This is a genomic window from Streptomyces sp. NPDC008079 (assembly GCF_042957385.1).
In the GTDB taxonomy this organism is placed as follows: domain Bacteria; phylum Actinomycetota; class Actinomycetes; order Streptomycetales; family Streptomycetaceae; genus Actinacidiphila.
In genome coordinates this window covers 354,810-367,803 of sequence record NZ_JBIBIC010000002.1, presented here as the reverse complement: position 1 = coordinate 367,803, position 12,994 = coordinate 354,810, and the positions used below count along the sequence as shown (strand labels likewise).

Below are 12,994 nucleotides of genomic sequence, written 5' to 3'. Positions count from 1 at the left end.
GCGGGCCCTGCGCCGTGTTCCGGGCCCGGTCGGGCGAGCCTCAGTCCTCGCCGAGGTACGTCTTGCGGACGCCGTCGTCGTGCAGCAGGTCCTGGCCGGTGCCGGAGAGCTTGATCGTGCCGATCTCCATCACATGGGCCTGGTCGGCGAGCGAGAGCGCGGCCTGCGCGTTCTGCTCGACCAGCAGGATCGTGGTGCCCTGGGCCTTCAGCTCCACGATGGTCGTCATGATCTTCTGCATCATGATCGGCGACAGGCCCATCGAGGGCTCGTCGAGCATGAGCAGCTTGGGCTGCGACATCAGCGCGCGGCCCATGGCGAGCATCTGCTGCTCGCCGCCGGACAGCGTGCCCGCGGCCTGCCTGCGGCGCTCCCCGAGGATCGGGAAGAGGTCGTAGGCGCGCTGGATGTCCTTGGCGATGGCCGCCGTGTCCTTGCGGAGGAAGGCGCCGAGCTGGAGATTCTGCTCGATGGTGAGCCGGGGGAAGATGTGCCGGCCCTCCGGGGAGTGCGCCAGGCCCAGGGCGACGATCCGGTGCGCCGGGACGCGGGTGAGCACCTTGCCGTCGAAGCTGACCCGGCCGCCGATCGGCTTGAGCAGCCCGCTGAGGGTGCGCAGCGTGGTGGTCTTGCCCGCGCCGTTGGTGCCGATCAGGGTGACGATCTGGCCCGCCTCGACGGTGAACGAGATGCCCTTGACGGCCTCGATCTTGCCGTAGGCGACCCGGAGGTCCTCGACTTCGAGCAGTGCGGTCATCGGTCGTTCTCCTGCTCCTCGGCCCCGGCTTCGGCCGCGGCCGCTTCCACTGCGGCGTCGCCCTCACCGGTGGGCGCGCCTTCGAAGGGTTCACCGAGGTAGGCCGCGATGACCCGTTCGTCCTGCTGGACCACGTCGGAGGTGCCCTCGACCAGTTTCTCGCCCTGGACGAGGACGGCGACGCGGTCGCACAGGTTGAAGATGAACCGCATGTCGTGCTCGATGACCAGGACGGCGATGCCCTGGTCGCGGATGGCGAAGACCAACTCCTCGGTGGCCCTGGTCTCCTGCGGGTTCATACCGGCCGTGGGCTCGTCCAGCAGCAGCAGGCCGGGCTCGCTGGCCAGCGCGCGGGCGATCTCCAGCTTGCGCTGCTCACCGTAGGGGAGGTTGCGCGAGAGGTGGTCGGCCTTGCCGGCCAGGCCGATGAACTCCAGGATCTCCATGGCCCGCGCCCGCGACCGGGCTTCGGCCTTGTGGTAGCCGGGGCCGCGGATGAGGGCGGACAGCAGTCCCTCGCGGGTCCTGGTGTGCCTGCCGACCAGCACGTTCTCCAGCACGGTCATGTTGGAGAAGAGCCGGATGTTCTGGAAGGTGCGGGCGAGTCCGGCCTGGGTGACCAGGTGCGGCTTGGGCGGCAGCACCTCGCCTCGGTAGGTGACCTTGCCCTCGGTGGGGACGTACAGGCCGGTGAGGCAGTTGAAGAAGGTGGTCTTCCCGGCGCCGTTGGGGCCGATCAGTCCGACGATCTCACCGCTGTTGACGGTGAGGTCGACGTCGCGGACGGCGGTGAGGCCGCCGAACCGCATGACGACGCCGCTGGCCTGGAGCAGCGGGCCGCCGTCGGAGGCCGCTGCCGGGGTCGGCTGCTCTTGGCTGATGATGGTCATGTGTCTCTCACGCCCCTGCCGGGCTGGCCGGGACGGTGTCGTCGCCGAGCGGGCGTTGCTCGGGGATGAGCACTTCGTCCTGGTGGAATTCGAGCTGGCGGCGCCGGTTGGGGATGATGCCCTCGGGCCGGAAGCGCATGATCAGGATCAGGGCGAGGCCGAACGCGAAGAGTTCGTACCGCTCCAGGAAGCCGAGCTTCTCGGGGAGCAGGTAGAGCAGCGCCGCGCCGAGGATCGGGCCGCTGACCGTACCCATGCCGCCGAGGACGACGGCGGCGAGCAGGAAGGCCGAGTTGGGCGGGGCGGCGCCCGCGAACTGGTACGGGTTGGGCACCACGTTGTACGTGACGTGGGCGCTGACGGTGCCCGCGAGTCCGGCGAGCGAGGCGCCGAGGGCGAAGGCGATCAGCTTGACCCGGAAGCCGTTGATGCCCATGGCGGTGGCGGCGGTCTCGTCCTCGCGGATGGCGACCCAGGCGCGGCCGATCCGGGAGTCGGCGGCGCGGGTGAAGATCAGCACCACGATGACCGTGATCAGCAGCATCAGCAGGTAGTAGTTGGCGAACCGGCCGAGGGTGACGGAGCCGATGTCGTGCGAGGCGCCGAGGTTGTACCCGAAGATCGACAGGTCGGGGATCTGCGAGATGCCGTTGGGGCCGTTGGTGACCTTCGGGCCCGATACGCCGTCGAGGCTGTTGACGACGATGCGGAAGATCTCACCGAAGCCGAGCGTGACGATGGCCAGGTAGTCGCCGCGCAGCCGCAGGGTGGGGGCGCCGATGAGGACGCCGAAGACCAGTGAGGCGGCCATGCCGGTGAGGGCGGCGGCCCAGAACGGGAACTGGACGCCGGACCAGATCGAGAACGGCGAGCCGGAGACCAGGGCGGCGGCGTACGCGCCGACGCCGAGGAAGGCGACGTAACCGAGGTCGAGCAGGCCGGTGAGGCCGACGACGATGTTGAGGCCGAGGGCGACGGTGCCGAAGATCAGGATGTTGACGCCGAGGTTGGCGTAGTGCTCGTCGTTCTGCGCGAAGGGGTAGGCCAGCGCGGCCAGGAAGCCCATCGTGTTGGCGAACGAGCGGTGGGCGGCGGTGAGTCCGGAGAACTGCCGGAGCAGACCGGCCGCGCTCAGCGCCCAGATGGTGAAGACCACGACGATGAGGAAGCCGAGGAAGATCTCGGTGTAGCCGGTGGCGAGGCCGTAGGTGAAGACCTCGAGGCCGATCGCGGCGGCCACGGTGATGATCAGCCGCTGGACCCAGCCGGGCAGCTTCGTCGGGTCGGCGACCGGGAGATCGCTGTGGTGGGGGCGCAGTTCGCGCAGCCACTTGTACGTGCCGACGACCGGGCCGACCGTGGAGAAGCGGCCGAGTTCGAAGTACTCGGTGTCGTGGGTCTCCCGCGGGTGCCGGTGGATCGGCAGTGCGAGGGCGCCGATCACCAGGACCAGGCTGCCGATCGCGGCGACGAAGCCGCCGGGGTCGAGGTTGGCCAGACCGCCGAGCTTCTCGGCGATGGCGATCACCGTGTACCAGGTGGTGCCCAGGGTGCCGAGGGCGAGCAGCAGCACCGGGTTGTTGGAGCGGTTGGGGGTGAGCCAGCGCAGGCCCTTGAGGCCGAAGGCGCCGAGCGCGAACAGGCCGGTGACGATGGCGCCGACCAGGGTGAGGACCTGGAGACCGCCGGGGTAGCCGGAGACGGTGAGGTCGCCGGGGAACTCGGTGGTGTACGTCCAGGACATGAAGGTGGAGGCGATGGTCGCCACGGCGCCGACGAGGGTGACCGCCTGGGCGGCGGTCCGCGGCAGCGGTACGAAGGGGGCGACCCTGCGTCCGGCCGGTTTCGCGGTGTCGACGGCGATGGACTCCGCGGCGCTTACGGGGATGTCGGTCATCGGTGTCACGCCCTGTCCGCGACGCGCTCGCCGAGCAGACCTTGCGGCCGGACGAGCAGGACGACGATGAGGAGCACGAAGGCCCAGACGTTCGCCCAGCTTCCGCCGCCGAGCTGCTGCATGCCGGGGATGTTGGAGATGTAGGCGGAGGCGCAGGACTCGGCGATGCCGAGGACGAGGCCGCCGAGCATGGCTCCGTAGATGTTGCCGATGCCGCCGAGGACGGCCGCGGTGAACGCCTTGAGTCCGGCCTGGAAGCCGATGTCGTACTTGACCTGGCCGTACTTGAGGCCGGAGGCGAGTCCGGCGACGGCGGCGAAGAAGCCGCCGATGGCGAAGGCGATGACGATGATGCGGTTGGTGTCGATGCCCATGAGCTGGGCGGTGTCCGAGTCCTGCGCGGTGGCCTGCATGGCGCGGCCGGTGCGGCTGGTGCGGACGAAGGCGGCGAGGCCGACCATGCAGATCACGGCGGCGGAGACCAGGAAGATGTCACCGCTCTGGATGTTGATCGATCCCACGTGGAAGGGGCCGCCGGGCAGTTGCGGGAAGCTCTTGGCGTTGTCGGCGCCCGGGTACCAGAGGAAGATCGCCTGCTGAAGTGCGAGGGAGAGGCCGATGGCGGTGATCAGTGGTGCCAGCCGTGGTGCGCCGCGCAGTGGCCGGTACGCGAATCGCTCCGCGGCCACGGCGATGAGCACGGACACGATGGCGCCGCCGAGCAGCATCAGGGGCAGTGCGAGCCAGATGGACGTGCTGTCGGGGAGATTCGTCCAGACCGCGAGCGCGCCGAAGGCTCCGGTCATGTAGATCTCGCCGTGGGCGAAGTTGATGAGCTGGACGATGCCGTACACCATCGTGTAGCCGATGGCGATGAGCCCGTACATCGAGCCGATGAACAGCCCGTTGGCCAGCTGTTGCGGCAGGGTGTGCACCGCATGGCCTCCATGTCACTGAGGGAGCAGGGGGGAAGGTACGCCGGGGGTAAGCGGGGGGCCGCGCGGTCGGGGTGACCAGCCGCGCGGCCCTGGGTGCTACGGAGTCGGTCAGCCGCTGTAGGTGCCGCTCTTCACGGCCTCCCACTTGCCGCTCTTGACCTGGTAGACGGTGAGCTGCTTGTTGGTGGTGTCGCCGTACTGGTCGAAGGAGACGTGACCGGCGATGCCGTCGAAGTCGCTCTTCTGGACGGCGTCGACGAGCTTGGAGCGGGCGTCGGCCATGGCGGGGAGCTTGCCGCCGTTGGCGTCCATGACGGCCTTGACGCCCTTGATGATCGCGGTGGCGGCGTCGTACGAGTAGCCGCCGTAGGTGCCGTAGTCACCGGGGTAGTTCTTCGCCTTGTACGTGGCGATGAAGTCCTTGGCCGCCGGGAGCGTGGTGACCGGGACGCCGACGGAGGTGGCGAGGTCGCCTTCCGAGGCCGGACCCGCGGTCTTGATGTAGGTGTCGGAGAACATGCCGTCGCCGCCCATGAGCGGGATCTTCACGCCGGCCGCCTTGAGCTGCTTGGTGAGCTGCTCCGACTCGTCGTACTGGCCGCCGTAGTAGACCATGTCGGCCTTGGCGTTCTTGATCTTGGTGACGAGCGTGGAGAAGTCGTTGTCACCGGTGTTGACGTGGTCGGTGCCGGCGATCTTGCCGCCGAGGGACCCGAACTTGTCCTTGAAGATGCCCGCGAGACCCGCGCCGTAGGTCTGCTTGTCGTCCACCACGAAGGCGTTGGTCTTCTTCAGGGTGTTGTAGGCGTAGTCCGCCGCGAAGCCGCCCTGGAGGGCGTCGGTGGTGGCGGTACGGAAGTAGGTCTTGAACGGCCGGACCTTGGTGCCGGTGTTCCAGTCCTTGCCCTGGGTCAGGGTGGGGTTGGTGTTGGACGGCGAGATCTCGACCATGTTCGCGGTGGTGAACACCTGCTGCATGGACTGGGCGACGCCGGAGTTCAGCGGGCCGACGGCGGCGATCACGCTGCTGTCCGCGACCAGGGCCGTGGCGTTCTGCTGGCCGGTGGCGGGCAGCGCCTTGTCGTCCAGGGCCTTGATCTTGAAGGTCACCCCGGGGACGAGGTTGTTCTTGTTGGCGTCGTCGACAGCGATCTGCACGCCGTACTGGATGCCGAGGCCGGTGGCCGAGTTCTGCCCGGTAAGCGGAGCGTCGACACCGATGACAACGGTCGTCTTGGCGGCGCCGCTGCTGTCCCCGCTGCCCTTCTTGTCGTCGCTCCGCGATCCGCAGGCGGTGAGGGTGAGGGCTCCAGTGGTGAGTACGGCGGTCAGTACAAGCAAGGAACGGTGTCGCACGATCAGTCCTTTCCCCTGGCGCGGCCGTCTCTGATGAGACGCCGAGTCGCGCGCTGGAACCCGAACTGACAAATCCGGAGGCGCGGTGACTGGCCGTGACTCTAGGCGCGTGGAGCTGAGTCAGGCAGAGGTGAAGGGAAGAGTGTGACTGTCTTGTTATGCCGGAAGGAAACTCTTGAGGTTCTGCTGAGGTTGGCGGAGGGATTTGGGTGCTTTGCTCCGGCGTCCGCATGATGAGAACGCGCACTTCCGGCCAAGGGTAGGGGACTTGGGGGCGGCCGGGAGGCGATGTGGCCGCGGCAGGAATGTCAGGAGATTCAGAGGGTAAGCACCTGTCGGAGTACCGCCCTGATTCCGTATTGCGTTCGCGTTACATAGCGTTAAGTTTTTCGATTCGCCGGCCAAAGGCCCCGCCATTGCCGCTGCCGAAATCGGCGGCAAAGGCGGCCGACGACGACGCCCCGCCCGGCGAATGCCGAACGGGGCGTGATGTGCGCGGCGGGTGAATCCGCGCCGTACAGGTCAGGATTTCGGCGAATCGTCCTCGCCGATGTGGTGGACCCGGACCATGTTGGTGGTGCCCGGCATGCCGGGGGGCGAACCGGCCGTGATCACCACGATGTCGCCCTTCTTGCAGCGGCCGATCCGCAGCAGCTGCTCGTCCACCTGTTGGACCATCTCGTCGGTGGTCTGCACCATCGGGCCGAGGAAGGTCTCCACTCCCCAGGTCAGATTCAACTGCGAGCGGGTCGCGGGCTCCGGGGTGAAGGCGAGCAGGGGGATCGGCGAGCGGTAGCGGGACAGCCGGCGGACGGTGTCGCCGGACTGAGTGAAGGCGACCAGGAAGCGGGCGCCGAGGAAGTCGCCCATCTCGGCGGCGGCGCGGGCCACGGCGCCGCCCTGGGTACGGGGCTTGTTCCGGTCGGTGAGCGGCGGCAGGCCGGTGGCGAGCACCGCGTCCTCGGCCGCGGACACGATCCGCGACATCGTCTTGACGGTCTCGATCGGATACTTGCCGACGCTGGTCTCACCGGAGAGCATCACCGCGTCCGTGCCGTCCATCACGGCGTTGGCGACGTCGCTGGCCTCGGCGCGGGTGGGGCGGGAGTTGTCGATCATCGAGTCGAGCATCTGGGTGGCGACGATGACCGGCTTCGCGTTGCGCTTGGCGAGCTTGATCGCGCGCTTCTGCACCATCGGGACGGCTTCCAGCGGCATCTCGACGCCGAGGTCGCCGCGCGCGACCATGATCCCGTCGAACGCGTCGACGATCCCTTCGAGGGCGTCGACCGCCTGCGGCTTCTCGACCTTGGCGATCACCGGGACCCGGCGGCCCTCCTCGGCCATGATCCGCAGCACGTCCTCGACGTCCCGGCCGGTGCGGACGAAGGACAGCGCGATGATGTCGGCGCCGATCCGCAGGCCCCAGCGCAGGTCCCTGATGTCCTTGTCGGACAGCGCGGGCACCGACACGGCGACACCGGGGAGATTCAGCCCCTTGTTGTCGGAGACCATCCCGCCCTCGATGACCATGGTGTGCACCCGCGGTCCCTCGACATCGGTGACCTCCAGGGTGACGCGCCCGTCGTCCACCAGGATGCGCTCGCCGCGGGCGACGTCCGCGGACAGTCCCTTGTACGTCGTCCCGCAGATCTGCTGGTCGCCCTCGATGTCGTCCACGGTGATCGTGAACTCGTCGCCGCGTTCGAGTAGTACAGGTCCTTCGGCGAAACGTCCGAGCCTGATCTTCGGGCCCTGAAGGTCAACCATGATGCCCACGCTGCGACCGGTCTCGTCCGCGGCTTTGCGGACTCGTCGGTAGCGGTCCTCGTGCTCCGCGTACGCTCCATGGCTCAGATTCAGTCGTGCCACGTCCATTCCGGCCTCGACCAGTGCTTTGATCTGGTCGTAGGAGTCGGTGGCGGGGCCCAGTGTGCAGACAATTTTGGCTCGGCGCATGTGTCGAGAGTATGACCTACTCGTTGGTAGGGAACACGCTCACGGCAACTGCCCAACGACGTCTGGATTAACGCTTGTTGACAAGTGTCGAAGTGTGCGGCCCCCCGCTCCGATGAGCACTCCTGTCACCCCCGCACCCGCTGAGCACGTCTTACGCGCCCGGAATCGCGCGTCGGCCGCACCGTGCGTGTCACGCGCGGGACATCTTCCGGTTACGTGTGGGGGGTGTCGCCGGGTGGGGCGGGCGGTGCAGAATCTACGCGCGTTGTTCCCGCACCGGGAGCAGACGGGAACGAGGAGACGACAGATGGCGCTCAACCGCAGGGACTTCATCAACCGCTCGGCCGCCACGGGGGCGGGCGTGGCGCTCGCGGGCACCGCCGGGGCGGTCGTGGGGGCGAGCCCCGCGGAGGCCGCCGACCGGCACCACGGACACGGCCACGGGAAGCCCAAGACGTTCAGCCTGCGGGTGCTGGGCACCACCGACCTGCACGGACACGCCCTGAACTGGGACTACTTCACGAACGCCGAGTACGACGACGCGACCCACAACGACATCGGCCTCGCCAAGGTCTCCACCCTCGTCGCGCACGCCCGCGCCGAGAAGGGCCACGACCGCACGCTGCTGATCGACGCGGGCGACATCATCCAGGGCACGCAGCTCTCGTACTACTACGCGCGGGTCGAGCCGATCACCGGCGCCCGCCGCGGCCCCAAGCACCCGATGGCGCTGGCCATGAACCACATGAAGTACGACGCGGCGGCGCTGGGCAACCACGAGTTCAACTACGGCATCCCGCTGCTGCGCGCCTTCCAGGACCAGTGCGACTTCCCGCTGCTCGCCGCCAACGCGGTGGACGCCAAGACCCTCAAGCCCGCCTTCCCGCCCTACCTGGTCAAGGAGATCCGCGTCCAGGGCGGCCCCCCGGTCAAGGTCGGCATCCTCGGCCTGACCAACCCCGGCATCGCCATCTGGGACAAGGCCAACGTGCAGGGCAAGATGGCCTTCCCCGGCCTGGTCGAGCAGGCGAAGATCTACGTGCCCAAGCTCCGCGCCCTCGGCTGCGACGTGGTGATCTGCACCGACCACTCCGGCCTGGACGGCAGCACCTCGTACGGCGACGCGATCCCGTACCCGGAGAACGCCTCCTCGCTGGTGGCCCAGCAGGTGCCCGGCATCGACGCGATCCTGGTCGGCCACACCCACGTCGAGCGCCCGCAGACGCTCGTCGTCAACGAGAAGACCGGCAAGACCGTCGTGCTGTCCGAGCCCCTGATGTGGGGCATGCGGCTGAGCGTCTTCGACATCGACCTGGAGTTCAGCCGCGGCCGGTGGGAGGTCACCTCCGTCAAGGCCGAGGTGCGCAACGCCAACACCGTCGCCGAGGACCCGGTCGTGGCCAAGCTGGTGCGCGACGAGCACAACAAGGTCGTCGCGTACGTCAACCAGATCATCGGCACCTGCACCGCGACGATGTCCGCGGCCGAGTCCACGTACAAGGACACGCCGATCATCGACTTCCTCAACCTGGTGCAGGCCGACACGGTGAAGGCGGCGCTCGCCGGTACCGCGTACGCCGACCTGCCGGTGCTCTCCGAGGCGTCGCCGTTCTCCCGCACCGCCGCGATCCCGGCGGGGCAGGTCTCGCTGCGCGACGTGGCGGGGCTGTACGTCTACGAGAACACCCTGGACGCCAAGCTGCTCACCGGCGCCCAGGTCAAGGACTACCTGGAGTGGTCGGCGGCGTACTACGCGCAGACCGCGCCGGACGCGCCCGTCGACGTCACCAAGATCACCAACGCCAACAACACCCCCGACTACAGCTACGACATCCTCAGCGGCGTGTCGTACGACATCGACATCGCGCAGCCGGTCGGCTCCCGGATCGTCAACCTCACGCACGGCGGCGCGCCGGTCGACCCGGCCGCGCGGTTCGTGCTCGCGGTCAACAACTACCGCTCCGGCGGCGGCAGCAACTACCCGCACGTGGCCACCGCCCAGTCGGTGTGGTCCAACTCGGACGAGATCCGCAACACGATCATCGCCTGGGTGCAGGCGCACGGCACGATCGACCCGACGACGTTCGGCGGCGACGAGTGGCGCCTCACCCGCGCCGGAGTGCCGCTGTTCGCGTAGGGACGTCACTGGCGGCGGCGCCGTCGAGACCGAAGGTGGTGAAGGCCGTCCTGGCCGGCAGCGGGTAGTGCTCCGCGCCGGTCAGGAGGCCGGTCAGGTCGTTGAGGATGACCGCGGAGCGCCAGGCCGCCAGGCCCAGGTCGGGCGCGCCGATCCCGTGGCTGTGCCGCTCCGCGTTCTGCACGTAGATCCGGCCGGTGACCGCCCGGTCCAGCTCCAGCCGGTGCCGCGCGTCGATCCGCGGCCGGTTGGCGGAGTCCCGCTTCAGGTACGGGTCGAGCGGCGCGAGCAACTGGTCGAGCGGGCGCTCCCGGTAGCCGGTCGCCAGCACCACCGCGTCGGTCATCAGCCGGGTACGGGTGCCCTGTTCGACGTGTTCCAGGTGCAGTTCGATGCTCTGGGTGCCGATCCGGCCCGCGGTCCGCACGGTGACGCCGGGCGTCAGCACCGCGTCCGGCCAGCCGCCGTCGAGCGTACGGCGGTACAGCTCGTCGTGGATCGCGGTGATCGTGGCGTCGTCGATGCCCTTGTGCAACTGCCACTGCCGCGGCACCAGTCGGTCGCGCACCGGCTCCGGCAGACCGTGGAAGTACCGCGTGTAGTCCGGGGTGAAGTGTTCGAGGCCCAGTTTGCTGTACTCCATCGGCGCGAAGGCGGGCGTACGCGCCAGCCACGTCAGCCGCTCCCGGCCGGCGGGACGCGCCCGCAGCAGGTCGAGGAAGATCTCGGCGCCGGACTGTCCGGAGCCGACGACGGTGATGTGCTCGGCGTCCAGCAGCCGTTCGCGCTGCTTGACGTAGTCCGCGGAGTGCACGACGGGTACGGTCGGCGCCTGCGCGAGCGGGCGCAGGGGCTCCGGTACGTAAGGGGCCGTGCCGATCCCCACCACCAGGTGCCGGGCGTACGTGCGGCCCAGCGCCTCGGCCTCGCCGTGCTCGTCCAGGTGCGTGTGGTCGACCTCGAAGTGGCCGCGCTCCGCGTTCCAGCGCACGGCGTCGACCTGCTGCCCGAAGTGCGTACTGGGCAGCCCCTCGGCGGCCCACCGGCAGTAGGCGTCGTATTCGGCGCGGTGCACATGGAAGCGCTCGGCGAAGTAGAAGGGGAACAGCCGCTCGCGGGTCTTGAGCCAGCTCAGGAAGGACCAGCGGCTCGCGGGGTCCGCGAGGGTCACCAGGTCGGCCAGGAAGGGGACTTGGAGGGTGGCGCCGTCGATCAGCAGACCGGGGTGCCACTGGAAGGAGGACCGCTGGTCGTAGAAGGCGGCGGTGAGGTCGGGCACGCCGTCGGCGAGGGCGGCGAGCGAGAGGTTGAACGGGCCGATGCCGATGCCGAGCAGGTCGAAGGGGGGCGGCTGCGATTCGGCGGGGGGCGCGGCGGGGGCCGGGGCGCGGTCGGGTCCTTGCGCCTGTGCGGGAACCGTCGTCGGGTGGGGGACCGGCGCGGGGGCCGGGGCGCCGGCTGGTCGCGCCGTTCCGCGGGCCTCGTGCGAGGCGTCGTCGTGCGAGGGCGTCATCGGGGGGTGGTGCCTTCCGTGGTCAGGGGAGGTGTCGGGTGCGGCAAGCGGGCCTCGGGTGCCGGTGGCTCGGCGGACTCGGCGGGCGCAGCGGGCTCCGGGGGCTCGGCGGCCAGGGCGACGAGCGCGTCGAGGTCCGCCGCGGTGAGGTACGGGTTCAGCAGCGTCGCCTTGAGCCACAGCCGCCCGCCGACGTGGGCGCGGCCCAGCACCGCCCGGCCGTCGTACAGCAGGCGGCGGCGCAGCGCGGCGATCGCCTCGTCGGTGGCGCCGCGCGGCCGGAACAGCACGGTGCTGATGGCGGGGTGCGCGTACAGCGTCAGGTCCGGGTGGCGTTCGATCCGCTCCGCCAGCTCACGGGCCGACGCGCAGACGGCGTCGACCAGCTGCCCCATCCCCTCACGGCCGAGCGCCCGCAGGGTGACGGCGATCTTCAGGACGTCGGGGCGGCGGCTGGTGCGCAGCGAACGGCCCAGCAGGTCGGGCAGCCCGGCCTCGGTGTCGTCGGCCGCGTTCAGATAGTCGGCGCGGTGGTCGAGCGGGCGCAGCGCGGCGGCGTCGGGTACGACCAGCAGTCCCGCGGCGACTGGCTGCCAGCCGAGCTTGTGCAGGTCGACGGTGACCGAGACGGCCTGGTCGAGGCCCGCGAGCTTGGCCGCTTCGCGGTCGCTGAACAGCAACGGGCCGCCGTACGCGGCGTCCACGTGCAACTCGGCGTCGTGCCGGGCGGCGGCGGCTGCCAGCGCGGGCAGCGCGTCGATCGCACCGGTGTCCGTGGTGCCCGCGGTCGCGACCAGCAGCACGTGCGGCGCGAGGCCGCGCAGGACGGACTCCACGGCCGCCGGGTCCAGTACGCCGCCGGGTGTGGCGAGCACCACCGGACGGGGCAGGCCGAGCAGCCAGGTCGCGCGGGCCACGCTGTGGTGCGCGTTCGACCCGCACACCACCTGCACCGGGCGGCGGCCCGCACGCGCCGCACGCTCCCTGGCCAGCAGCAGCGCGAGCTGGTTCGACTCCGTGCCGCCGGTCGTGACCAGCGCGTCGGGAGCGTCGTGGCCGGGGTACACCAGGGCCGCCAGTGCCGCCGTGACGCGGGCCTCCAACGCCGTGGCGGCGGGGGCCTGGTCCCAGGAGTCCATGGACGGGTTCAGTACGGACGCGGCGAAGTCGGCCGCCGCGGCCATGGCCAGGGGCGGGCAGTGCAGATGCGCGACGCAGCCCGGTTCCGCCGGGTCGGCGGCGCCCTCCGCGACGGCGCGCACCAGTGTGCGCAGGGCTTCTTCCGCTCCGGTGCCGGTGCGGGGCAGCGGCTGGCCCGTCCGGGCCAGCCGCGCCGCCACCGCGGCGGGGCCGCCGCTGGGCAGGGGGCCGCCGCGGGTCGCCGCGCCTTCCGCGAGGGCCGCGCGGGTCGTTTCGAGCAACGGCCCGAGTTCTGCGGGTCCTTGGCGGCCCCCGGCCAGTTGTGGCTTCGCCATGAGTCGTTGCCGCCTGTCGTCGCCGGTACCTCTCCGTACTCAACGACGCCGAACGCCAACGGGTATCGCCCC

At 69.9% G+C, this 12,994-nt stretch carries 9 protein-coding genes; 1 reads left to right on the top strand and 8 read right to left on the bottom strand.

The window, feature by feature from the left end; all coding sequences use genetic code 11:
• Positions 1-40 precede the first annotated feature (40 nt).
• The 6 genes from ACFZAM_RS08625 to pyk form a co-directional block, all read right to left on the bottom strand.
• Entirely contained in the window at positions 41-757 is a 717-nt protein-coding gene (locus ACFZAM_RS08625) for an ABC transporter ATP-binding protein (protein WP_188282943.1), read from the bottom strand.
• Positions 754-1,647 (bottom strand): ABC transporter ATP-binding protein, encoded by an 894-nt coding sequence (locus tag ACFZAM_RS08620; protein ID WP_355333963.1) that lies wholly within the window; start codon positions 1,645-1,647, stop codon positions 754-756. The genes ACFZAM_RS08625 and ACFZAM_RS08620 overlap by 4 nt, the downstream gene beginning before the upstream one ends.
• Positions 1,648-1,654: 7 nt before the next feature.
• Positions 1,655-3,544, bottom strand: coding sequence for a branched-chain amino acid ABC transporter permease (locus ACFZAM_RS08615; protein WP_355333965.1), 1,890 nt, complete (start codon positions 3,542-3,544; stop codon positions 1,655-1,657).
• A 5-nt stretch (positions 3,545-3,549) separates the two neighbouring features.
• Entirely contained in the window at positions 3,550-4,479 is a 930-nt protein-coding gene (locus tag ACFZAM_RS08610; RefSeq protein ID WP_355333968.1) for a branched-chain amino acid ABC transporter permease, read from the bottom strand.
• Between the two features lie 111 nt (positions 4,480-4,590).
• Complete coding sequence (locus ACFZAM_RS08605) at positions 4,591-5,838, bottom strand: ABC transporter substrate-binding protein (protein WP_391044049.1); 1,248 nt, start codon at positions 5,836-5,838, stop codon at positions 4,591-4,593.
• A gap of 522 nt (positions 5,839-6,360) precedes the next feature.
• Positions 6,361-7,797: a pyruvate kinase gene (pyk, locus tag ACFZAM_RS08600; RefSeq protein WP_391044046.1), complete on the bottom strand. Its 1,437-nt coding sequence runs from the start codon at positions 7,795-7,797 to the stop codon at positions 6,361-6,363.
• Positions 7,798-8,104: 307 nt separating this feature from the next.
• On the opposite strand from pyk, the gene ACFZAM_RS08595 reads away from it, so the two are divergent.
• Complete coding sequence (locus ACFZAM_RS08595; RefSeq protein WP_391044044.1) at positions 8,105-9,934, top strand: 5'-nucleotidase C-terminal domain-containing protein; 1,830 nt, start codon at positions 8,105-8,107, stop codon at positions 9,932-9,934.
• On the opposite strand, the gene ACFZAM_RS08590 is transcribed toward ACFZAM_RS08595, so the two are convergent.
• The gene (locus ACFZAM_RS08590; protein ID WP_355333978.1) at positions 9,903-11,447 is read right to left on the bottom strand and encodes a SidA/IucD/PvdA family monooxygenase; all 1,545 of its coding nucleotides are present in this window, start codon (positions 11,445-11,447) and stop codon (positions 9,903-9,905) included. The two genes, ACFZAM_RS08595 and ACFZAM_RS08590, sit on opposite strands and share 32 nt — an antisense overlap.
• The gene (locus tag ACFZAM_RS08585) at positions 11,444-12,922 is read right to left on the bottom strand and encodes an aminotransferase class V-fold PLP-dependent enzyme (RefSeq protein ID WP_391044040.1); all 1,479 of its coding nucleotides are present in this window, start codon (positions 12,920-12,922) and stop codon (positions 11,444-11,446) included. The genes ACFZAM_RS08590 and ACFZAM_RS08585 overlap by 4 nt, the downstream gene beginning before the upstream one ends.
• Positions 12,923-12,994: the final 72 nt, after the last annotated feature.

Excerpts from the sequence above, each read along its gene's own strand:
- pyk (WP_391044046.1), bottom strand. The coding sequence starts at position 7,797 with ATGCGCCGAGCCAAAATTGTCTGCACACTGGGCCCCGCCACCGACTCC.
- ACFZAM_RS08585 (WP_391044040.1), bottom strand. The coding sequence starts at position 12,922 with ATGGCGAAGCCACAACTGGCCGGGGGCCGCCAAGGACCCGCAGAACTC.
- ACFZAM_RS08590 (WP_355333978.1), bottom strand. The coding sequence starts at position 11,447 with ATGACGCCCTCGCACGACGACGCCTCGCACGAGGCCCGCGGAACGGCG.
- ACFZAM_RS08595 (WP_391044044.1), top strand. The coding sequence starts at position 8,105 with ATGGCGCTCAACCGCAGGGACTTCATCAACCGCTCGGCCGCCACGGGG.
- ACFZAM_RS08615 (WP_355333965.1), bottom strand. The coding sequence starts at position 3,544 with ATGACCGACATCCCCGTAAGCGCCGCGGAGTCCATCGCCGTCGACACC.
- ACFZAM_RS08625 (WP_188282943.1), bottom strand. The coding sequence starts at position 757 with ATGACCGCACTGCTCGAAGTCGAGGACCTCCGGGTCGCCTACGGCAAG.
- ACFZAM_RS08620 (WP_355333963.1), bottom strand. The coding sequence starts at position 1,647 with ATGACCATCATCAGCCAAGAGCAGCCGACCCCGGCAGCGGCCTCCGAC.